The sequence below is a fragment of the Enhygromyxa salina genome (assembly GCF_002994635.1).
GTDB classification, from domain to species: Bacteria; Myxococcota_A; Polyangia; order Nannocystales; family Nannocystaceae; genus Plesiocystis; species Plesiocystis salina_B.
Window position 1 is genome coordinate 1 of sequence record NZ_PVNL01000096.1, and the last position, 22,141, is coordinate 22,141.

A 22,141-nucleotide genomic window follows, 5' to 3' on the forward strand; every position below is an offset into this window, starting at 1 on the left:
GATCGATGATCGAGCCCGAGCCAGGCACCAGCGTCCCGCTTCCCCGCCCCGGCCCCGAGCAGCGCTCGCGCTCGATCATCGATCTGCGTGACCCCTTCGATCGGCCGCCGCCACGCCCTCGCCCGCGTGGCGAGCGACAGCGCGACGACATGCGCATGCTGATCCCGGATCTCAAAGATCCCTTCGCGCAGGGCGCCCGCCAGGTCCGCTCGACCACGCTCGAGCGCCACGTGCCCAACGACATCCGCGATCCGTTTCGCGCGCGATCGCAGCCTGAGCGCTCGCCTTGCACCAAGACCACGGAGGACGGCACAGTCGTCCAGGCCCCAAACAACAGCAAGGGCACCAACCAGCCCTCCGGCGCGCCACCGGCCTGTAAACAATCAGAGCTCGATCTGCACGATCCGTTCACCCGCGAAGCCGCGCCCTGAGCCTCACGCATTGCGCGGCACGAGCAGCGAGCGACGAGTCACATCGACCGGTCCATCCCCGCCGCGATCGCCCGTCCTGAAGCTGGGGAATTCCCGTATCCTCCAGGCCATGATCTCTCGCTCGTCTGGCTTTGTTGGCGTCCCCTTCTTGCTCGCGCTGTCGCTGCCGCTCGCGGCTTGCAACGATGATGTCCCGGGAGACATCGACTCTGGCAGTGACACGAACGGCGAGTCCGATGAGACGGCCGGCGAGCAGGAGTTCGTCGAGGCCGAGTTCCTCGTGCGTGAGAGCGTCCGCCAGCTGCACATCACCCACGCCGAGCCAGGCGTCGAGCTGCGCGTCGTCGATGCCAACGGTGAGGAGGTCGCTCGCGCCACCACCGACGCGCTGGGCAGCTTGATCTTCCGCTTGCTCGAGCCCGGCACCGGCTACTCCGTCGAAGAGACCGGCTCGGTTCCCCGCGAGGCTGCCCGCGATCTGCTGGTCATGTCCGCAGAGAACAGCCTGCCCGATCAGGACTTTTACGACAGCCAGGTCCTCGAGCCGGGCTACCAGTACATCACGACCCGCGACGGCACCCAGCTGGCGGTCTACGTGTCGCTGCCCGGCCCGATCGAGGACGGCCCGTACCCGACGATCGTCAATTACTCGGGCTACGACCCCGGCCAGCCCGGCGGCTCGCTCGGCGATCAATTCGACCTGGGCGGTCTCGACCTCGAGACCCTGTGCCCAACCTTTCCGGTGATCTGCAACGCGCCCAACCACCCCTCTGGGATCCTGGCGGGGTTCCTGGGCTTCGCCAGCGTCGGCGTCAACATGCGCGGCACGGGCTGCTCGGGCGGCGCGTACGACTTCTTCGAGGAGCTGCAGGTGCTCGACGGCTACGACGCCGTCGAGATCGTCGCCTCGCAAGACTGGGTGCTCGACAACAAGGTCGGCATGGCCGGCCTGAGCTATCCGGGGATCAGCCAGATGTGGGTGGCCCAGGCCAACCCGCCCAGCTTGGCCGCGATCGCGCCGCTGTCGATCTTCGCCCACACCAGCGACTCGACCCTGCGCCCGGGCGGCCTGACCAACTACGGGTTCGCGCTCAACTGGGCCGAGAACGTGCTCGACGGCGCCCAGCCCTACGGCAAGGGTTGGGAGCAGAGCCTGGTCGACGGCGGTGACACGATCTGTGAAGAGAACCAGCTGCTGCATGGCCAGTACGTCGACGTGCTGCAGAAGGTCGCCGACAACCCCTACTACACGCCCGAGGTCTACGACGCGCTGACGCCCCTCGAGTTCGTGGGCAACATCGACGTGCCTGTGTTCGTGACTGGTGCGTGGCAGGACGAGCAGACCGGGGGTCACTTCGCGCCGCTGTTCAACGCGTTCTCGGGCTCGCCCATGGTCAAGTTCACCATGTTCAACGGCGTCCACGCCGACGGCTACGTGCCCGAGCACCTGATCCACTGGGCCGCGTTCTTCGATTTTTACCTGCGCGAAGAGATCCCCATGATCTCGGATCCACTGCGCAACATTGGGCCGTCATTGTTCGGCGCGCTGCTCGGCGACAACGTCGAATTTCCCCCCGATCCCTACGCAATGTACGGCTCCTACGACGAGGCGCTCGCGGCCTTCGAGGGCGAGGATCCGATCAAGGTCAAGTTCGAGATGGGCAACTCGACCGACTACGAGACCGGGATCCCACAGAGCGCGTGGGAGATGAGCTTCACCGAGTGGCCGCCGGCCGAGGTCGTGCCCGAGCGCTGGTACTTCCAGCCCGACGGCTCGCTCTCGCTCATGGCCCCGCCCTCCAACGGCGGCGGCTCGAGCTTCCACATCGACAGCAACGACGCCGACACCAGCACGCTGCCCAGCGGCGACATCAACACCCCGCTGCCACCGTGGAACTGGAAGCAAGACGAGACCGACACCGCCGCGGTGTTCCTGAGCGCCGAGTTCCCGACCGACGTCGTAATGGTCGGCCCAGCCAGCGCCGATCTGTGGATCCGCAGCAGCGTGGGTGAGGCCGATCTCGAGGTCAACATCTCCGAGGTCCGCCCCGACGGCCAAGAGATGTACGTGCAGAGCGGCTGGCTGCGCGCCAGCGAGCGCTCACTGGCCGCCAACTCGACCGATCTCGAGCCGGTCCAGACCCACACCGAGGCCGACCTGCAGGCGGTGCCCGACGGTGAGTACGTGCTGGCCCGCGTCAACGTGTTCCCGTTCGCCCATGCGTTCCGGGCGGGCTCGCGGATCCGCATCTCCGTCGACACCCCCGGATCCAGCCGCGCCGAGTGGCTGTTCGAGCTCCACGCAAGTCAGACCGACGACGCGCGCATCGACATCGGGCACTTCGGCGGCGGCGAGAGCTCGATCTTGTTGCCAGTGATCCCCGGGCAGGTGGTGCCGACCCTGCTGCCGCCCTGCCCGTCGCTGCGCGGCCAGCCTTGCCGCGATCACGTCGACTTCACGAACACGCCCGCGAACTAGCGCGAGCGGGCATCCAAGGCGGGCGTCGGCGGCTCTACAGGTCGCCCGCCTGCCCGCGACCGGCTCGGTTCAGCGCGTTGCAGAGGTCCCGCAGCTCCGACGCGATCCGCAGCCGTCGCATCACCCCCGACGGACTCATGTCCAGCTTCGCGTCCAGCCTGTGCTCGGGTCGCAGATCCGCCAGGTCGCTCGCACGCTGGAGCCTGGCGCGCACGTCCTCGGGCGCCATCGACACCGGGCTCATCGATCCTGCTCCTCGAGGTTCTGAATGTCGAGCGCGTCCTGGGGCCGCCCCGCGGCGGCCTTCATCTGGATTAGCGCCTCGCGAGAGATCACCCAGACCGATGCACCATCGAGCTCACTCACCTCCAGCGGCTTGCGGGACGCCCACACCGACTCGAGATTCTCGTTGACCAGGAGCAAGTCGAGCGTCAGCAGCGTACCGTCGTCGAGCTTGCTGACCCGCTGCAGCTGCATCCCGTCCCTGAAGGTCATCGGCAACGCCCGGAATCGAAACCCGAGAGGCTCGACGGCCGCCATGATCGGGTCAACGGCCTCAGGCCGAACGAGTAAATCGATGTCTTGCGTAGCCCGCGGCGCGCCCCAAACGGCGACCGCGAGCCCGCCGACCAGGCCGTATTCGATGCCGGCGGCGTCGAGCGTCCGAACGATGCCAGCGAGCTGCTCGAGCAACGTCATGACGCCATGCTACCACGACCCCGAGGGCTTGGATTGGCGGCCCTAGCGTCAGCGGGCCGTTACGCGGACCTTGGTCCGGCTGAGCACCATCATGGTGATGCCGCCGCCGATCCCAAATACACCGACGAGACCCGCGCCTGCCCAGACCCCGTTGGCGTTGGACCTGGGCATGTCGACGAGGAACGGCCCGGCGACCATGAAGCTGCTGGCGACGACCGCAGAGATCGCCAGCACGTAGCCGCCGATCGCCATCCCCTTCGAGCCAGGCTTGACGCTCAGGTCATAGCCAGACGCGTTGCCGGGCAGACGAAACCGATTCGAGCCCCGGTACTTGTCACCCGCGACGAAGAACTCGCCGCCAGGGTTCTTCAGCACCATGTCGCAGGGGCTCATGCAGATCTCGCTGAACCCGATCGCCCGCGCCGAGTAGTTGCCGCTGTACGCGACCGCCTCGCCGTCGATGTGATACAGCACGACCGGCTCGCTGCCGCGGGTCTGGTCGATGTGGATCGTGGGCCCCTCGACCGGCGCGGGCGAGGGACTTGGCGTGCCCCCGGGCTGCGGCTGCGCTTCCGGCTGCGGCTGCGCTTCGGGCTGCGGCTGTACTTCGGGCTGCGGCGGCTGGGGCTGAGGCGGAGGTGGCTGCGGCTGCGGCTGCGGCTGCGTGATCGAGACCCGCTCGAGCGTGCCGTCGCGGATGATCTCCGAGATGTCGACCCACAGCACCCGCTTCGCTTCGGTGGCGCCGGCCGGCAAGATCACCACGTAGCCACCAGGCATGTACTCGACGATCTGCCCCTTGATGAACCCACCCGAGTGCAGCCGGACCTCGTCCAGCTTGGGCGCGGGCGCGGGTTCGGGCACAGTCCCCGGAGGGGGTGGGATCGCCACCGCAACGGCAGGGGCGATTGTGGTCGTTACCAACGCGGCGACCGTGAGCAGGGTCGTGATGATTCTGATTTTCATGACAGTCTCGCTGTCTAGAACGGAGACTCACCGGCGTAGACCGAGAAGCTCATATCGCTGATGTAGAGCGGAGGATCATCTGCCGACGCCTCCAGCGGCCCGTCGCAGTCGAGGACCCCGGACACGCGGCGATGATCTTCTTGGACCCAATCCACGATCTCCGACTCGGTGATCGTCACCAGACACGTGGCGCCCGAGCCAGTCAGGCTGTCGACGTGGAACCAGCCGCTCAGCGTCGCGGAATAAAAACTGACGATCGCGGCGTGGGTGCCAATGGTCAGATCCCCCTCGACCAGGGTGATCCGCAGCTCCACGCCGTCGTTGGCCGTCCATGAGAGTCCGCCGGGCACGATCAGCGAGGCGCTGCTGTTGGTGGTCGCCGTGCAGGTCGAGTTGTTCTCGCGCAGGGCGTAGGTGTAGTCGAGCGCGCCGCTCACCACGAAGTCGGCGGTGCACTCGTCCGGCACGCAGCCGGTTCCCAGCAGCAAGCTCGACAGCAAGCAGCTCGACAACAACAGGGGGCGGCCAACCGCGGAAGCTCTGGGTGTCACGAGCGAAACTATGCCCGGGACCGCAGGCGGCCACAATACCCCCCGTCCATACCCCGACTCCGCGTCGGCGACGCTGAACACGAGCGCTCTGCGGTGATAGCTCACGCGCCAGCGCTTGTCTGCGCGCCCCCAGCCCTTGTCGGCCTCGCTGCCCCCGTCCTACCGTCGCCACGCCCCATGTCTGTCCAGCTCGATAGTTACCTCGAAGGTGCCTGGAAGTCCGGCGAAGGCGCCCCCCGCAGCCTCATCAACCCGACGACCGAGCAGGAGCTCGCGCGCATCGTGTCGGTCAGTGCCTCGCTGCGTGACGCGATGGCCCACGGCCGAGAGGTCGGCGGCGCCAACCTTCGCAAGCTCTCGTTCGCCGCCCGCGGCGAGCTGCTCGAGACCATGGCCAAGGTGCTCCACGACGCCCGCGAGGAGCTGATCGAGGTCGCGATCCAAAACGGGGGCAACACCCGCAAGGACGCCAAGTTCGACATCGACGGCGGGACCGCGGTGCTGGCCCACTATGCCTACCTCGCCAAGCAGTTCGGCGAGCAGGCGTGGATCGTCGAGGACGAGCCGGTCGAGATCTACCGCGGCGCCAAGATCCGCGCCGAGCATGTGCTCGTGCCGCGCCGTGGTCTGGCGATCCACATCAACGCGTTCAACTTCCCGGCCTGGGGCATGCTGGGCAAGGCGGCGGTGTCGCTGCTCGCGGGTATGCCCGTGCTGTGCAAGCCCGCGACCAGCACCGCGTGGCTGGCCCACCGGATCTTCACGCTGCTGCTCGACGCCAACTGCTTCCCGGCCGGCAGCTTCCAGCTGTTGATGGGCTCGGCTGGCGACATGCTCGACCACGCAGGGCCCCAGGACGTGATCGCGTTCACGGGCTCGCAGGGGGTCGGCACCACGATCAAGACCCACCCGCAGGTGATCGCCGCGGGCACCCGGGTCAACTTGGAGGCCGACAGCCTCAACGCCGCGGTCATCGGCCCCGACGTCGAGTCTGGCAGCGAGCTGTTCGATCTGGTGATCCGCGACCTGGTCACCGAGATCACCCAAAAGGCCGGACAGAAGTGCACGGCCACGCGCCGGGTGCTGGTGCCCGAGTCCGCGCTCGAGTCCGTGCGCGAGGTCCTGTTCGATCGCCTGAGCGCGATCGCCAGTCAGACCGGCGATCCAGCCGACAAGGCCGTGCGCATGGGTCCGTTGACCTCCAAAGACCAGCTCGCCGACGCCCGCGCCGGGATCACCAAGCTGCTCGCCGACACCGAGCTCGTGCACGGCGACCCCGAGCGCAGCGGCGGCTTCGTGGGGGTCGAGGCCGGCAAGGGGTACTTCCTCGAGCCGATCGTGCTGCAGGCCAAGCCGGGCACGGTCATGAGCGCCGACGCGAGCTTCCACCAGCACGAGGTGTTCGCGCCCGTGACCACCCTGCTGCCGTATGACGGCGAGCTCGAGAGCGCGGCGAAGATCGTCGGGCTCGGCAGCGGCAGCCTGGTGACGACGGTCTACACCGATGATCGCAAGTGGCTGGCCGGGGCGGTCGCGGAGCTCGGGCCCTACCTGGGCCGGCTGGTGGTCGCGAACGAGAAGATCGCCAACGCCTCGATGTCGCCAGGGTGCGTGTTTCCGGTCGCCAACCATGGTGGTCCGGGTCGCGCGGGCGGTGGCGCCGAGCTCGGCGGCGTCCATGGCATGAGCCTGTACATGCAGCGCGTCGCGGTCCAGGGCGGCGCCAGCCAGCTCGCGCGACTGCTCGGCAAGTAGTCGGCGCGGCTCCGGGGCCACGAGAAGACCCGGTGGGGGTGCCGTCGCGGTCCGACGACACGCTCGCCGGGCGCCCTGGCGAGCCGTGAGCCGTGAGCCGTGAGCCGTGAGCCGTGAGCCGTGAGCCGTGAGCCCAGCCGGCTCAGGTGATCGGCACAAACTCGTCCCACCCGCGTCGCCGCAGGTAGTTGCCCCAGACGCCCTCGCAGACGCTGTCGTACTTGCACGTTCGACACTCGGCCCGCTTGTGCCGGGCGTTGTCGTCGAGATCGCTGCGCCGGATCTGCACGAGCTCCCCTGCCCGGCCGCCGGTTCGCTCGCCGAGGATCTCTTCGCTCAGCAGCCCATGCGTGTCCTCGTGCTCGTAGTGGACGTAGGCCTCTACGTAGCCGCGATTCACGTCGGGCATGCCCTCGGTCGTGCACAGCGGAATGTCGACCAACACCGCGTTGACCGGGTCCTCGCGCTGGCCTTGCTCGGCCAAGAACTCGCGCGCGACGGCGGCGATCTCGAGGTAGGTCGGAAACAGCAGATCAAAGTAGGTGTCCGCCCGCCCGTTCGCCTGCATGACGTTGAACACGACCTGGTCGACGCCGTGCGAGCGCAAGAAGCGATAGATCTCGCCCATGTGCGGGAGGTTGCGCCGGGTGATGACCGTGCTGGTGTGCAGCTCGATCCCGTAGCGCTTGAAGCTGGCGATCATGTCGAGCCCGCCCACGGTCTGCTCGAAGCAGTCGGGCGTGCGGGTCAGGCCCTCGTGGAGCTTTTTGGTGTGACCGTGGATCGAGATGTAGAACCGGTTCATGCCCAGGGCCATGAGCCGCCGGGCGTACTTCTCGTGGCTCAGCGCGCGGCCGTTGGTCATCATCGAGATGCAGCGGGCCCCCGCGTCTTTGGCCATCTTCACCCAGTGGTGCAGGCGCGGGTTGGTGGTCGGCTCGCCCGAGGTGAAGCAGACCTCTTCGAACTGCTCGTGCTGGCTCAAGATCCACGTGACGGTCTCGTCGGTGGTCTGCGAGTTGGTCACGTAGCGCTGCTCGCGATCCTCCTCCATGCAGAACACGCAGTTGTTGTTGCAGACCGCACCCGTGAGGATGTGAACCCGCGCAGCGCGACTGGAGATCCGCTCGGCGACGGTCTCCGACGTGCTCGAGCCGGCTGCTTCAGGCTGCGATGGAGATGGTTGATCGAGCATGGACGTTGAACCTCAAACCAAGCCAAAGGCGGACACAGGTACCTGCATCCGCCTGTTGCTCTCAGCTCGGGCGAGGGCTTCTCGCCCGCTTGCGAACGCGTTCGTGGACCGGGTCACGGTGGGCAGCGGCTCACCAGCTGCCGTGCGAGCCGTGCGAACCATGGCTGCCGTGCGAACCGTGGCTGCCGTGCGAACCGTGGCTGCCGTGCGAACCGTGGCTGCCGTGCGAGCCGTGGCTGCCGTGCGAACCGTGCGAGCCGTGGCTGCCGTGCGAGCCGTGCGAGCCGTGCGAACCGTGGCCGGGATCGCCGGGTGCTTCGAACATCGCGACCGAGCGCGAGGTGTCAGCGAACGCGACCGCGTTGTCAGAGATCTCGCGCTGTTCCGAGTTGAGCAGGGGGCTGGCTTTGCGCCCAAACACGGGAAGCTCGAGCTCGACGGGGTTCTTCGGATCGTTTGCCATTTTTAGAGACCTCTTCAGGAGTAAGGCTGAAGGATGCGCTCGAACCCTATCACGAGCGGCGGGGCGTTGTCGTGATTTGATCGGGACTCGACCACCAGATTTTTGCCTGAACCGACCAAAAACCAGCCACCTCACGCCCGGGTGGGTCGATCCCCCAACGGAAGACGGCGCCCGAGTGGGCGCCGTGATGGCCGCGGCTGCGCGGCTCCCGTGAGCGATGTCGCCGAATTACGCCTCGCTGGGCGCAGCCTCTAGATCGGACTCGAGCTCCGGGGTCCGCCCAGGCTCTTGAACGAAGTGCTCACGCGGTCGGATCGTCGTCCAGCGCTCGAAGATGGCCATGACCTCGGGGTCGTTCTCGGCCAGCTTCTCGAACAGGTAGTCCTGGATCCCCTTGTGAACTGCGCACACGTTGTTATCGCGCATCCGCCCAAACACCGAACCCTGCGCCTTGTAGTTGTAGGCCGCGTTCGTGCCGCAGTAGGGGTTATAGGCGCAGTTTACGCAATCGGGCTGCTGGTCGAGGTTGGTGGCGATCACCATCGCGCGGATGGTCTCGTGGCCAACGATCTTTCGGTACGGCGTGTCGACGTCACCCAGACAGAAGGTCTGATCCTGGGTGGCCGCGAGCATCCGCCCCTCGTCGCAGCTGTAGACCTTGCCGTCGTAGCTGTAGGCGAGCTGACCGATCCCGGCGCCGGCCGGGTTGCGGTTGTCGAGGAAGTTCGGGTCCTCGCCGCGCAACATCTTGGTCAGGAAGATCGCGGCGTAGCGCTCGAGGATCTCGACGCCCTGCTTGTTGAGCTCGATCATGTAGTCGACGGACTTGCGATAGAACTCGAGGTACTCGCCGCGCGGGTACTCGAGCCGCAGCCGCGCCCGCTCGGCGAACCCGAACGGATCGACCGGCCGCAAGAAGATGGTCTTGCAGCCCAGCCCGACGTAGGTGTCGACGACCTCTTTCCACTTGCCGAGCGTGGCCTTGGTCGTCGTGAGCAGGGCCTCGACGTGATACAGCGTGGGGTCGAGGCCGATCTCGATGTAGGCCTCGTTGACCCGCTTGATCCAGCCGGCCGCGGCCTGGAACGCGTTGTGGCTGACGGGCAGCTTGCGCTGGGCGTTGTGCAGCTCTTCCGGCCCGTCGATGCTGGTGCACAGCTGGACCTTGTTGGCCAGCAGGTACGCGAGCTTCTCTTCGGTGAGCAGCGCGAAGTTCGAGACCATCGTGAACTCGAGGCGCTTTTGGATCTCTTTGTTGCGCTCGGTCGCGTACTCGATGATCTCTTTGACGACCGGGAAGTTGACGAGCGGCTCACCGCCCTGGAACTCGATCGTGATGAACCCGTTGGTGCTCGACAGGGCCAGATCCACGGCCTTGCGCGCGGTCTCGATCGACATGTCGGTGTCGACCTGGTCCATGTTCGCGCGCGAGGCGTGGCAGTACACGCAGGTCTCGTTGCAGCGCAGCGTGACGACCATGACGTGCAGCAGCGGGCCGCCGTGGACGAAGTACTTGCGAGCCTTGACCCGCTCCGAGGCGGCCTGAACGTCGTAGTTGCTGCGCAGGAAGTTCTTGTCGAGCAGGCGCTCGTGCAGCGGCGAGTCGGGCGTGGACTCGCCACGGGCGAACTGAGTGAATTCCTCGACGGTGAGGATCAGCCAGTTGCCCTCGAGGTTGGTGATCAGGATCGCGTCGTCGCCGATCTGGCGCCAGCGAAAGAATGCCTGGGTACCGGGGCGGGGTTTGATCTCGGCGAGGTTGATCGGCTTCATGACATGGCTCTTCTCGGTTCGGGGGAGTTCAGCTGACGCCGCCGCGGTCGACGGTCAGGCCCAGCACGAAATTGCCGAATTCACCGACGATCTGGCGGGCGGCGGCCTCGTGCTTGGGGGTGACTTGCACGACCCAGTGGGCTTCGGTCTCGCTGAGCGCGAAGTCGGCGAAGCGGCTCCAGGTCTTGACCGCCTCGTCGATGGCCTCGCCTGCGTAGACCTCGCGATCGAAGCGAAGCTCGGTCACGCCGAGGCCTCCTCGGTGTCGGCCTTGGGCTCGGCGTCGGCGTCGGCCTCGGCCTTGGCCTCGGGGCTGGGACCGGGGCTGGGCCGCCCGTGCTTCTCTTCCCAGGACTGCGCGATGCCGAGCGGGTCGTCGAGCGCCTCGTCGGTGAAGTCGAAGTCGGCGAGGTCGTCGAGCGAGGGCTCACCCATGGCCCCGGCGATCGCCTGGACGGTCACGGTCTCGATCGCGACCCGGTTGTCCTGCGTGACCTGGTGTCGCCAGGTACACGACAAGAGCTCGTTGGCGAACTCGCCGACGATGCGGCGCAGGGCCTCGACCTCTTCGACCGACTCCTTGGCCGACAGGGTGATCCGGTAGCTACCGGCCGCCGGGCGATCGATGAACACGTAGCAGCGATCGATGAAGATGTAGGAGGCGCCGTACACCGCCTGCAGCGGGTAGAGCTCGCTGTCGACCGTCATGCTCACCGAGCGATCCGTGCCGGAGACGGAGGCGATGGCCTCGGGGATGTCTGTGAATGAAGTCTGGTTTTCGCTGCTCATCTGAACTACCCGTTGGGGTCAAAAGTTCGCGGCCGAGGGTATCAGCTACGTCGCGCGGCATCACCCGGTGAGATCGCCGAAGCACCCTCGAGCTCGCGCCAAGCTCACACCACCCTCGAGGCCCGTGAGGGTTGTGACGCAACGTACACCACTGTCATGGTGACTGCGTGCCCTTCACGCGGACGCGCAACAGCCACTGGTTGCTCGCGTGCGGGCCGACCTCGTGACAGGCGATCGGTGCCAGGCCAAATTCCGCGGTGAAGGGCTCGAGCACCCGCGCGGCCTCTGTGGAGCTGTCGTTGCGGTAGTGCTCGAACTCGGCTCGGGACCGCTCCGCTCGGTGAGTCTGGTCCCGGGTCCGGGCCAGGCCGAACGCGACGTTGTCGACGATCGTCAGGGTCCCGCCCGCGCGAATGCGCGGCAGCAGCTCGGCGAGGATCGCCGCGGGCTCACGCAGGTGGTTCCACGCGCGCAGGATCAACACGTGGTCGAAGCGGCGCTCGGGCTCGAGCTCGAGCTCCTCGCCGCCGGTCTGGCGCAGCTGCGCCCACGGCCAGCGCTGGCGCAGCGCCGCGATCGCGCCCGGGTGGGGATCGACACCGAGGTAGTTGATCGTCCCGGCGATCGCGAGCGGCGCGAGGATGTCTTCGTAGGGTCCCTCGCCGCAGCCGAGATCCAAGACCTCGCCGCGCAGGTCCGCGAGCACCTCGCGGACCTTGGCGTCATCGCGGGTGAACACGTCCTCGAACAGCGGCTCGAACATGCCCGTGCACGCGCCAAAGCTGGGGCAGCCCTCGCACAGCGGGCTGCGGACCAGCTGGACCAGATCGCGGGCGAAGTCGTCGGGCGCGGGCTTGGTCGACACGTCGAGGTACAGCTGGCCGAGATCGTGCTTGATCTCGATGATCTCCTGATCGGAGAAGTCGCGGCTCTCGGCCCGAAACCTCGCGATGCGCTTGCCGTTGCGGACGAACAGATCGCGGCCGCGATCCCAGGGTGTGACCCCGAGGGGGCTGCGGTCTGCCCCCTTGGACAGACCGTTGACCAGCGGACAGTCGGCGTGGGTCGAGCCCTCGAACCCGACGCTGACCAGCTTCTCGAGCTTGTAATTGTACGAGTTCGAGCGCGGTCGATCCCGATGCGGGTGGACCTCGGTCGCGCCGTAGACCTCGTGGTAGCCCTTGTAGAGCCCCGGACACGGCCCCCGCAGCGCGCACCCGTGGCACGGGGCCGCGTGGGTCTTGTTGAGATCGTCGACCGGAAAGAAGTCGGGCTCGCCGACCTCGATCATGGTCCGATACGCGTGGGTCTTGAGGTCGTCGAAGCGATCTTCGTAGCCCGGCAACAGACACAGCGGGATCGCCCCGTGGCTGAAGCTCGGCCCCGGCTGGCCGAGCTCGGCGACCCGACGATCACCGTGCTCGATCGCCTGCATCACCCGCTCGGCGACCAGCTCGACCCGCGGCATCAAGTGCTCGAACAGCTTGTCGCCGCCGCCCTTGGGCTCGACCATGGAGAACTTGACCTCCACGTCCGGGTAGGGCAGCAGCGCGTCGACCAGGCCGATCAAGTGCTCGACGTTGTGGCGGGTGATCACACAGTTGACGGCGAAGTCGAGCCCGCGCCCCGACAGCTGCGCGACCGCCTTGTAGGCCGCATCGAACGCGTCGCTGCGGACCATGAGGTTGTGGATCTTTCGGGTCCCGCCGTGGAGCGACAGGTACACGTAGCGCAGCCGCCGAGCGATCAATTTTTCGACGAGCTCGGGGTAGGCCAGCATCTGACCATTGGTGACCAACCCAAAGTCGAGGCCCAGCGACGCGGTGAGCGACGCCCAGTGGACCAGCTCGGGTCGGATCGTCGGCTCGCCACCCGACAGCACGACCATCTCGTGACCGAGCTCGGCGGCGCGACGGATCTTGTGATCGACCTCGGCGGTCGACCCCTGGATGTGGCGGACCTCGAGCGTGTGACAGAACGAGCAGTGCTCGTTGCAGGCGTAGCCGACCTTGATCAGCGCCTTGGTCCCGCTTCGCGATCCGGACGACGCTCCCAACGCATGCGCTCGCTCGCGCTCGCTCGCTTGGCCTGGGCGACTCACGTCCGCGCAGTGTAGCGGAGGGAGCCGCGGGTCAGTGGTTGGCGTCCTCGAACACTCCCCGAACACGCCCCGGACATCCATGGCGGGGGCGATCGCCCAGACCGCGGCCGGGGCGATCCCCGCGGATCCGCGCATGCACCAGTAAGTCTGGCCCTGTGCGCATTCGACCGATGGGGATCAATGCTGGATCCGCGCGTGGGATCAGCGCGAATGGCCTGCGAGCCGCCAGTCATTCGCCCGCGCCGATCCTGGCAGACCGCCCCAAGACCCTGTCAGTCAGGTCCTGCGTGCACCGACGGTCCCCCCACCCGCGGTCGCTCGCAACCCACGCCAAACGCGGACTCACCGGCAGTTGGGGCTCGCCCCGACCGCTCGAAATTCGCGGCCGTGCTCTGAACTTTGCTTGACGCGGAGGGCCGTGCCGGGCTAGCGTCGATTCCGCTGGAGTCCCATGACGTACGAGCAATCGACCTTTGAGCGTAACTTGATCGGCCGTCGTCAGGCCCTCTGCACCCTCGCCGGTATCACGACGGCTGTCGCTGGCATTGCCCTGGTCGGCGTGGGCACTGCTCGCGCCGCTGGTTTGTCTGTCGACGGTGGTGAAGAACAATCTGCGGCGAACACCGTGACCGCGCAGGAAGCCGTCCAACAGATCGAGTACGACGCCGCCACGGCGCGCGAGCTCGCGATGGTGGAAGCGCTGATCCCCGCCGGCCTCGACATGGGCAGCTGGTCCATCGAGAAGGTCCAGGCGCCTCGCCTCGGCGCGATCGCGGTGGTCATGCGCACGCCCAGCGGCGACGCGTTTCAGGTCGACATGCTCCGGCGTGACGCGAGCGCGGCGGGCCTCGCCGACACCAAGCACTTCAGCCTGTTCATCGCCAACAGCGGCGACGGCTCCACGTCCACGGACGAGTGGCAGGCGCGCGGTGTCAAGGTGCTCGCGCACCACATCTCGCGAACCGAGCGCAGCGGCGCGCCGCTCCCCGAGCTGATGACCTTCAGCCAGCGCGAGCGCCAGCACCCGTTCGGCAACTACGGCGTCCTCGGGTAGGCTGAGTCGCCCACGGGACAACTCCCGCTCCAACAACAAAACCGCCGGGCCCCGCTCGGCGAGTACCCACGGCGAGACTCGGCTCGCCGTTTGTATCTCCCCAAGTGCCGTCTTCAGAGTCCAGGGCCATCGTCCGGCTGAGCTTCGCCTGCGACAGCGCGTGTGTGTTCTGCGGGCAAGATGGCCGGTCCGATCCGCTCGAGGTCGACGAACAGCAGCTCGCCGCGGTCCGCGAGCAACACGATGAGCTGACCTTCGTCGGCGGCGAGCCGGCCCTCGATCCCCGGCTACCCCGGGCGATCGCAACGGCGCGCGCGCTCGGGTTCACGGCGATCGGGCTGCAGACCAACGGCTGGGCGCTGGCGACCGAGCCGGGCTTGTTCGACTCGCTCGTCGAGGCGGGGCTCTCGGATCTGCACCTGTCGATCCACGGTCCGACTGCAGAAGCCCACGACTTTCACACGGGCCGCCCGGGCAGCTTCGCCAACTGCTTGGAGATCCTCGCGCGCGGGCAACGGGCAAACCTCCCGGTCGTCGTCACCACGATCGTCACCCGCTCGAACCTGCGTGAGCTGCCCAAGCTGCCGCCGCTGCTCAAGCGTCGCGGTGTCTCGGCGTGGCTGCTGCAACCCGTTCGCCCCTATGGTCGCGCCGCCGATGGCTTCGCGCGGATCGTCCCGCGCTTCGGCATGGCGATCCCGTGGGCACTGCATGCGCTCGAGCAAGCGCGACGCCACGCGCTCTCGGCCTGGATCCGCGGCGCGCCGCTGTGTTCGCTCGGACCGTTCGCCGCGGCCGCCCTACCCGACGAGACAGCTTCATCGCCCGGCGCCTACGCCCCCGCGTGCACGCAGTGCCCCGCACGATCCCGCTGCGGTGGCGTCGATCCGGCTTACCTCGCGGTGTTTGGTGGCAGCGAGCTACGGCCTGGACCAGCGCGCCCGATCGGGCCGTTCGATCAGGGCCGCCAGCGATTGATGCGAATGTTCGTCGGGGTTGGCGAGCTGGTCGAGCGGCCTCCGCAGCTGCGCTCCCCCGCCGCGCCCGAGGCCAAGGGTGAGAGTCAAAAGGCCCTGCGCCTGCCCGTGCTCCCGAGCGACAATGATCGCGAGCCGTGATGCCCACGCCCAAGCTCGCGCCACGTGATCTGACGATCCCCGAGCCCGGCTCGAGCACCGCCCGCGACGCGCTGTCCGGTTCGATCCGCAAGGCGATGCAGGATCTGATGCGGCTGAGCACCGGTCCCGATCCAGAGCTGCGCGCGTTCAAGCCCACGCTCAAGCGCCTCTTGTCCGAGTCCCCTGGCGCCGTCGCCAGCGTGCTGCGTACACCCACGGTCTCGGGCTTGCTTCGCTGCTTGCGACGCCGCGCCCCCGAGCTCGAGGTCTCCGCTGGCGTCGCTGAGCTGCTCGCAACCATCCACACCGACCTCGCGTTCGCTGGCGCCCTGCGTGAGCCGGTCTCGCAGCGGCGCTTGCCCAAACAAATCGTGAGCCTGCCTGCGCGCCGCGTCATCGAGATCCCCAGCGAGGTCGAGCGCGCCGAGTTTCACGATCACGCGCTGGTCTTGATCAGCAAGCGCGGCCGGACCACGATCGCGCTCGAGCAGGCTGCAACTGACGAGTCGAGCTTCGTCGAGATCACCAAGGGTCTGCTGTTGGCCCGCGTCGACAACAACCCGCTCGCCATGTCCGAGGCCCACCCCGACAAGGCCGGCAACCGCCTGGATCTCGGCGGCCACCCGACCCGAGAGTGGGCCGACACGCTCAGCCGCGGGCTCGATCTGATCGATCAGTACATGCCCGAGCTGCGCGCCGAGATCGATCTGTTCCTGCACCAGATCGTGCCGGTCGGCTACGACGCCCACACCCACCTCTCGGCCTCCTACCAGGAGGTGATCGGCACGGTCTACATGACCTTGCACCCGCAGCTGATGACGATGGTCGAGGCCACGATCCACGAGTTTCAGCACAACAAGCTGCACGCCCAGCTCGAGCTCGATCCGCTGCTGCACAACGCCTTCCACCCGCTCTACAGCTCGCCGGTTCGCCCCGACCCGCGGCCGCTGCAGGGCATACTCCTCGCCGTTCATGCGTTTGTTCCGGTCGCCCGGCTGTATCAGCTGATGCGCGAGGCCGGGCACGAAGGCACCGATCGGCCCGACTTTCAGCGCCGCTACGCGCAGATCCTCGCGGGCAACCATGAGGGCACGAGCGTGTTGCTCGAGCACGGTCAACCGACCGACGTCGGCCTCGGACTCCTCGATGAGCTACGCCGCTGGGACGCGAACCCCTGGTAGGTGGGGGGATCCGCAACTTCTGGTGGGGGTCGTGTTCGGGGGTCTATCTGTGGTTCGGGGCGGCGCGCACGACCCGTGAGGGTTTGTTGTGCGCGCTTTCGTTTTTGAGAGGGCGGCGACACGCTTGGGATTGGGGGGGCTGTGCTTTGTTGGTAGCGGATTGTGGGCGTGAATTGAAAAAGGGGCCCCGAGAGGGACCCCTTTGATCGGGCTGTGATGTGGGCGGTCGGGCTAGTTGTCGACGCGCTGGATCGCCAGCTGGTAGTTGTTGCAGGTGTTGTCGTTCTGCACGCGGAACACCCGGATGTAGACCTTGTTCGGCCACGCGATGTTGTTCTGCGGCGCCGGGGCGGCGTGGTTGTCGAAGAACCACCACTCGCGGGTTGGCGGCGCACCGTTGCCGTACTGAAGCGCGAGGCTGCCAGCGAAGGCCACGCCCTGGCACGAGCGGAACACCTCGAACCGATAGTCGTTGCCCTGGTTGACCGCGAAGCTGACGCGGATGCTGCCCGTGTTCGGGCGGATGCCGGCGGCGTCGTTCTCGTTGAAGTCGACCGAGTACCAGTCCTCGCGGCCGTTGCCGATGAGGTTGTCGAGCTGCGGGATGGTGCCGACGACGGCGTTCTGAAGCTGGTTGCCCTCACCGATCGCGCCGAGGTAGCCCTGCGGCGCGTTGGAGCAAGCCGCGAGGCTGCTGGTGCGCGAGGTACCCTGGCACTCGCAGCCGTTGTTCACGACCTGGTCGAGGTCGAAGTACTGCTCGACGCAGCCACAGATCTTGCAGCCGTCGACGCCGGGCTCGGGCGGCTCGCAGCACCACCCACCCATGGGCGAGACGTTTGGAGCGACGACGCCCATTGGCGGGCACATCTCGCCGGGCGGGGCGTTGTCCACCTCGCCAGCGCAGTTCTCTGCGAGGCCGTTGCAGATCTCTTGAGTGTCGTTGAGGCCGACGTTGGCGTTGGCGTCGTCGCAGTCCGGGCCGGGCTTCTCGGGGCTGTATTGATCGCAGCCGACCCACACGTTGTCGTTGTCGTCGTCGCTGCAGTTGGCGCAGCCATTGGGCGTGAAGACGTTGAAGTCAGCGTCGTCGCAGTCGGGCCCGGGCTTGCCCTCGTCGAAGACGTCGCAGCCAACCCAGTAGCCGTCGCCGTCGGCGTCGGCACAGTTCGCGCAGCCGTCTACGGTGTGGTTGTTGAAGTCGCTGTCGTCGCAATCCGTGCCCATCGGGCAGTTGTTGCCGTAGCCGTCTTGGTCGAGGTCGAGGCACTCGCCATCGCCGTCTCCATCGCCGTCTCCATCACCGTCGCCGTCGCCGGGATCCCCATCGCCATCTCCGGGATCGCCATCGCCATCGCCGGGATCGCCATCGCCATCTCCGGTGCTGTTGCTGTCCGCCGTCTCGTCGCCTGTGTCGCCTGTGTCGCCCGTGCCGGCGGTCGTCGACGCTGAGGTAAACGTCGTCGTCGCATCTGCCGTTGCATCGTCATTGCAGGCGGTGCCGACCAGTGCGAGGGAGAGGATGAGGCTAGTGGGGAGCGTGCGAGAAACCATGGCGTGGACGTCCAGTTAACCGAAGGGCCGGCTCTACTCATACCAGAAACTTGCCGGTTATTGGTCGCGATTCTCGATCGAATCCAACACGTTGCTCGCCATGTTGCCCGCCACGCTAGCGCTGTTCCCGCTAGACCGGTCTCGGCTGTCACATTCTCGCTCAGACACCGGTTCAGGTCGCGTCCGTCGGCCAATCACATCACTCCGGCGACCGCCCGGACGCCCGCGCTTTCGCGCTCTGGTGCTCGCGTTCCGACCGTCGGTCCAGGGTCGACACCAGGGCATGGGTGGGTCAGTGAGCAACCCGCGCGACCTCGCTCTGCGCGCGACACATCGACCGGGCCGAGATCTCACGAGCCGACAGTCGAACCTGGCAGACCGAACAGCCGATCCCGGGACCCGAGATGGGCCCCCGCCCACAGCCTGGCCAAAGCATGGGACAAGCAAGGCGCGCATGCCCGGCCTGCTCGACGTGATCCTTGGCTACGACTGCAACGTCGCCTGCGACTACTGCACGATCACGCCAGCGATGCGCAAGCGGGCGCTCACGCCCGCGGCCGTGGTCGCGGCGATGCGACGCGGCCGCGCGCAGGACTATGATCGGATCGCGTTCACGGGTGGCGAGCCGACGATCCGCACGGATCTCGTCGCGCTGATCAAGGCCGCGCGCCAGCTCGGCTACGACGACATCAAGCTGCAGAGCAACGGGCTGTTGTTCTCCCCGGCCAACGTGGCGCGCCTCGTCGACGCGGGGGTGACTCGCTTTCACGTCTCGATCCACACCCACGAGCCCCAGGCCTACGACGCGCTGGTCCAGCGCGCGGGCGCCCACGCGCTGATGGAGCAGGGTCTGCGCAGCGCGGTGGACTCGGGTCGCCACGTGGTCGCGGACGTGATCATCAAGTCCGATACCTACCCTCGCCTGGCCCAGGCGATCGAGTGGATCGCCGCGCGCGGGGTCAACGAGGTCCACCTCTGGTATGTGTCGCTGACCGACGGCAACGCCGAGCACGTCGAGAGCATGCCGCCGATGACCGAGGCCATGCCCGAGATCCGCCGCGCGCTCGCGATCGGTCGCGCGCGGGGTCTCGAGATCTCGTCGTTGCACATTCCCCGCTGTCTGCTCGGCGAAGACTGGACCCACGCGTGGGATCCCGGCTCGATGCGCGTCCTCGTCGTCACCCCCGACGCGACCTTCGAGCTCGAGGACAGCCGCCTCGCCGGACAAAACCACGTCCCGGCGTGCGCGGGCTGTCGGTTCGAGGGGATCTGCCCGGGCGTGCGCGACGACTACCTGGCGCGGTTCGGCGACGCCGAGATCGCGGCCGCGCGCGACCAAGCACCGACGCTCCCGGGCGTCGTTCGACTGCCCACAATCGCGTCGCGGTAAATGCCTACCCCTCGACGCCCTCTTCGCGGAGCCGCTGCTTGACCCGCTCCGAGAACCCGGCCGGCACCGACTCGTGGCGGCGCGGATCGCTGAGCGGGCGGACCAGATCTTCGGCGGAGATCAACCATGGCGGCTCCGGGACCTGATCGAGCTCATAAAAGCCCCCACAGAAGCACGCGTGCGGGCAGGTCTTGCAGACCGGCTTGCGAACCCGCCGCTCGGCCAGATACTCGGCGAGGTTCACCGTCTCGTTGTTGACGAACACCATGTGCCGCTCGAGCTTGGCGAGGTCGCCCTGCATCAGCTCGCGGTGCTTGGGCATGAAACAAAACGGCAGGTTGATGACCTGGAACCGGATCTTGCCGGCCCACGCGTCCATCACCGCGACCGCGTTGTCGGCTGCCAGCTGGGTGTCGGGAGCGACCCAGCTGGTCGCGCGGCCAAATGGGGTGAGGAACTGGATGTTCATCCACCGCAGGCCCAGGTCCCAGCACAGCTGCGCGAGCCGATCGACCTTGTCGTGGTTGCCCTTGGTGACCGTGATGTTCATGCCCAGCTCGACGCCCTTGGGGGCGTAGCGCAGGCAATTGCGGATCCCGTCGGTGGTCTGCTGGAACGCCTCGGCGACGCCAACCTGCTGCGCGTGGGTCCGGGCGTCGTGGCCATGGACCGAGAACAACAGCGTGGTCAGCCCCGAGTTGACCAGCGACGAGGCGTACTTGTCGTAGACGCAGCGGCGCCCGTTGGTGGTCACGTTGACGCGCTGGTAGCCCATCGCCCGCGCCGACTTGATCAGCGGGATCAGCTCGGGGTTGAGGGTGGGCTCGCCGCCGTCGAAGTCGACCATGACCACGCCCTGCTTGCGGTACTCGAGCAGCTTCTCGCGCTGCCGCGTGGGGTGACCGTCGAGCTGCGTGCGGGTCCCGACCGCACAGAAGGTGCAGTGGTTGTTGCACACATAGGTGACGTTCATGATCAGCTTCTTGGCCCCCTGCGAGGCGTTCAAGCGCTGTTGGAACGTCCACATGAAGGTCTCGAGCGTGGCCTGATCGACGCCGTCGCCGGTGCCATCGCCCGAGCAGTTCGAGGGCGCGGTCTGAAAGTACGGGCCCCAGTCTTCGATCGTCGGGATCACCGGGAGCTTGTGCCCGCTGCGCGCCTCGGCGATCGCGGCCAGCTCGGTGCCCGGCAGCGGGGTCGCGTACTGGACCGCCGGCCAGGCCTGAAATTCGTCCCACAGCCGCAGCGCAAACCCCAGCGTGCCGTTGATCTCTTCGGCGCGCTCGCCCGGCAGGCCGATCATGTAGTGGATCATGAGCGGCACGCCGGCCTCATGGGCGTGCTTGGCCGCGTCCTCGACCGCGCGCAGATCCAGGCGCTTCTTGACGACCTCGGTCACGACCCGCTGCACGCCCGACTCGGCGCTGACGCTGAGCATGTTGACGCGACCGCGCATCTGCTCGAGGTGGCGCGGCAACAAGTAGTCGGCGCGCATGCCGTTGGGGCAGTCAAACTTCAGATCGAGCGCGACCACTTCCTCGAGGAACACGTCGAAGTGGCGCTCGTTGACGTTGATGAGCTCGTCGCTGACCTCGAGCCGCGTGGTCCCGAGCGCGGCCATGAACCGCAAGTACTCGCGCAGGCGCTCGGGCGAGTACCTGCGCTGCAGCTTGGGCTCGCGGGCCTGCGGCTCGGGCCCGCCTGACTCGGCGTCCGCGACCCAGGGCTTGCGCGCCTCGGGGTTGCTCGAGCAGTGAATGCAGGTGAACGGGCAGCCGCGGCTGGTGACCAGCGGCATCGTGCGGCCGTCGATCGGGAAGGTCCACACCGGCCGCCCGAGCTCGGCGACGACGCTGTGCTTGAACTGATCGTAGGCCGCAAGATCGACCCGCCCCCAGGCCGGAAACGGCAGCTCGTCGAGCTTGGGCGAGGCCCCCCGATGGCTCCCGCGCGGCCGCGCACCGGGCTCGTTTGGGTTCGCGAAGTAACTTGCGAGCAGCTGCGGGACCGTGACCTCGGCCTCGTATTTAATGTAGGCGTCGACCTCCGGGTAGCTGGCGAGCACCGCGTCGCCCGGGAGCTCGATGTAGTGCTGACCCGACTGGTAGCAATCGGCGAGCAGGATCGGCGCGGTATCAAAGCGCGCACGCAGACCCTCGAGCAGCGCCGCGAGCACGTCGTCGCGATGTGGCGGTCGATGAAACACCGTGTACGCCAGCACGATCGCGGCGAAGTCCTGATCCGCCGCGAGCCTCAGCACCTGGGCGAGCGCCTGCTCGACCTCGACACCGAGGTGCGCGCGACCGTCCTCGCGCCACCGCAGCTGCGCGCCCGGGAGCGCGAAGCTGTCGACGAGCTCGACCTGGGCTGGATCGAGCTCGCGCTCGAGCACGGCCGCGAGCTGCACCGCGCCTAGATCCGCGAAATACGGATAGTCGATGAAGTCCCGCGCGACGCTGACGGGCGGGTGGATAACCAGGACGCGGGGTTCGCCCATCGTCGCGCAGCATATCACGCCGTGCAGGCCGGACCGTCGGGCCGGAAACCGTCAACCTCACGCGTCTGGGCTCAATCGGTGAGGGTAGTGAGAAGCCCGACCTTCGCGCCTGGTGCATGAGCGGGTTCGGCCCTCGCGCAGTCGC

At 67.4% G+C, this 22,141-nt stretch carries 19 protein-coding genes; 7 read left to right on the plus strand and 12 right to left on the minus strand.

The window, feature by feature from the left end; translation table 11 throughout:
* Both ENSA7_RS44055 and ENSA7_RS23460 read left to right on the plus strand, forming a co-directional pair.
* Positions 1 to 431 (plus strand): hypothetical protein (locus ENSA7_RS44055; RefSeq protein ID WP_181234030.1); only part of this gene is annotated, 431 nt, incomplete at its 5' end.
* 109 nt (positions 432 to 540) lie between these two features.
* Positions 541 to 2,910: a CocE/NonD family hydrolase gene (locus ENSA7_RS23460; RefSeq protein ID WP_106091566.1), complete on the plus strand. Its 2,370-nt coding sequence runs from the start codon at positions 541 to 543 to the stop codon at positions 2,908 to 2,910.
* Between the two features lie 34 nt (positions 2,911 to 2,944).
* Here ENSA7_RS23460 and ENSA7_RS23465 read toward each other — a convergent pair whose 3' ends face one another.
* The 4 genes from ENSA7_RS23465 to ENSA7_RS23480 all read right to left on the minus strand — a co-directional run bounded on the left by ENSA7_RS23465 (position 2,945) and on the right by ENSA7_RS23480 (position 5,063).
* On the minus strand, positions 2,945 to 3,154 hold the full coding sequence (locus tag ENSA7_RS23465) for a hypothetical protein (RefSeq protein ID WP_106091567.1): 210 nt from the start codon (positions 3,152 to 3,154) through the stop codon (positions 2,945 to 2,947).
* Positions 3,151 to 3,609, minus strand: a complete 459-nt coding sequence (locus tag ENSA7_RS23470; protein WP_106091568.1) for a DUF6036 family nucleotidyltransferase — start codon at positions 3,607 to 3,609, stop codon at positions 3,151 to 3,153. Before ENSA7_RS23470 ends, ENSA7_RS23465 begins: the two co-directional genes overlap by 4 nt.
* Before the next feature lie 48 nt (positions 3,610 to 3,657).
* Positions 3,658 to 4,473 (minus strand): hypothetical protein, encoded by an 816-nt coding sequence (locus tag ENSA7_RS23475; protein WP_106091569.1) that lies wholly within the window; start codon positions 4,471 to 4,473, stop codon positions 3,658 to 3,660.
* A 116-nt stretch (positions 4,474 to 4,589) separates the two neighbouring features.
* Positions 4,590 to 5,063, minus strand: a complete 474-nt coding sequence (locus tag ENSA7_RS23480) for a hypothetical protein (protein WP_146158047.1) — start codon at positions 5,061 to 5,063, stop codon at positions 4,590 to 4,592.
* A gap of 240 nt (positions 5,064 to 5,303) precedes the next feature.
* Between ENSA7_RS23480 and ENSA7_RS23485 the strand changes: the two genes are divergently transcribed.
* Positions 5,304 to 6,881 (plus strand): 3,4-dehydroadipyl-CoA semialdehyde dehydrogenase, encoded by a 1,578-nt coding sequence (locus ENSA7_RS23485; RefSeq protein WP_106091571.1) that lies wholly within the window; start codon positions 5,304 to 5,306, stop codon positions 6,879 to 6,881.
* A gap of 142 nt (positions 6,882 to 7,023) precedes the next feature.
* Here the strand turns inward: ENSA7_RS23485 and hxsC4 are convergent, their stop codons facing one another.
* The 6 genes from hxsC4 to ENSA7_RS23515 form a co-directional block, all read right to left on the minus strand.
* Positions 7,024 to 8,076: a radical SAM protein HxsC4 gene (gene hxsC4, locus ENSA7_RS23490; RefSeq protein ID WP_106091572.1), complete on the minus strand. Its 1,053-nt coding sequence runs from the start codon at positions 8,074 to 8,076 to the stop codon at positions 7,024 to 7,026.
* A gap of 130 nt (positions 8,077 to 8,206) precedes the next feature.
* Positions 8,207 to 8,497, minus strand: a complete 291-nt coding sequence (locus tag ENSA7_RS23495; protein WP_181234031.1) for a hypothetical protein — start codon at positions 8,495 to 8,497, stop codon at positions 8,207 to 8,209.
* A 270-nt stretch (positions 8,498 to 8,767) separates the two neighbouring features.
* Positions 8,768 to 10,312 (minus strand): His-Xaa-Ser system radical SAM maturase HxsB, encoded by a 1,545-nt coding sequence (hxsB, locus tag ENSA7_RS23500; RefSeq protein ID WP_106091573.1) that lies wholly within the window; start codon positions 10,310 to 10,312, stop codon positions 8,768 to 8,770.
* A gap of 28 nt (positions 10,313 to 10,340) precedes the next feature.
* Positions 10,341 to 10,559, minus strand: a complete 219-nt coding sequence (locus tag ENSA7_RS23505; RefSeq protein ID WP_106091574.1) for an HxsD-like protein — start codon at positions 10,557 to 10,559, stop codon at positions 10,341 to 10,343.
* On the minus strand, positions 10,556 to 11,101 hold the full coding sequence (gene hxsD, locus ENSA7_RS23510) for a His-Xaa-Ser system protein HxsD (RefSeq protein WP_106091575.1): 546 nt from the start codon (positions 11,099 to 11,101) through the stop codon (positions 10,556 to 10,558). The genes ENSA7_RS23505 and hxsD overlap by 4 nt, the downstream gene beginning before the upstream one ends.
* Positions 11,102 to 11,255: 154 nt before the next feature.
* Entirely contained in the window at positions 11,256 to 13,202 is a 1,947-nt protein-coding gene (locus tag ENSA7_RS23515) for a radical SAM protein (RefSeq protein ID WP_181234032.1), read from the minus strand.
* A 625-nt stretch (positions 13,203 to 13,827) separates the two neighbouring features.
* Here ENSA7_RS23515 and ENSA7_RS23520 point away from each other — a divergent pair.
* The 3 genes from ENSA7_RS23520 (at position 13,828) to ENSA7_RS23530 (ending at position 16,555) form a co-directional block, all read left to right on the plus strand.
* Complete coding sequence (locus ENSA7_RS23520) at positions 13,828 to 14,256, plus strand: hypothetical protein (protein WP_146158049.1); 429 nt, start codon at positions 13,828 to 13,830, stop codon at positions 14,254 to 14,256.
* Positions 14,257 to 14,360: 104 nt separating this feature from the next.
* Positions 14,361 to 15,374, plus strand: a complete 1,014-nt coding sequence (locus ENSA7_RS23525; RefSeq protein WP_106091578.1) for a radical SAM protein — start codon at positions 14,361 to 14,363, stop codon at positions 15,372 to 15,374.
* A complete protein-coding gene (locus ENSA7_RS23530) occupies positions 15,374 to 16,555 on the plus strand; it encodes an aKG-HExxH-type peptide beta-hydroxylase (RefSeq protein ID WP_106091579.1) in 1,182 nt (393 codons plus the stop codon). The genes ENSA7_RS23525 and ENSA7_RS23530 overlap by 1 nt, the downstream gene beginning before the upstream one ends.
* 231 nt (positions 16,556 to 16,786) lie before the next feature.
* Here the strand turns inward: ENSA7_RS23530 and ENSA7_RS44060 are convergent, their stop codons facing one another.
* Positions 16,787 to 18,109: a hypothetical protein gene (locus ENSA7_RS44060; protein WP_181234033.1), complete on the minus strand. Its 1,323-nt coding sequence runs from the start codon at positions 18,107 to 18,109 to the stop codon at positions 16,787 to 16,789.
* A 454-nt stretch (positions 18,110 to 18,563) separates the two neighbouring features.
* Between ENSA7_RS44060 and ENSA7_RS23540 the strand changes: the two genes are divergently transcribed.
* On the plus strand, positions 18,564 to 19,499 hold the full coding sequence (locus ENSA7_RS23540) for a radical SAM protein (protein WP_181234034.1): 936 nt from the start codon (positions 18,564 to 18,566) through the stop codon (positions 19,497 to 19,499).
* A 4-nt stretch (positions 19,500 to 19,503) separates the two neighbouring features.
* Here the strand turns inward: ENSA7_RS23540 and ENSA7_RS23545 are convergent, their stop codons facing one another.
* A complete protein-coding gene (locus ENSA7_RS23545) occupies positions 19,504 to 21,996 on the minus strand; it encodes a radical SAM protein (protein WP_106091581.1) in 2,493 nt (830 codons plus the stop codon).
* Positions 21,997 to 22,141: the final 145 nt, after the last annotated feature.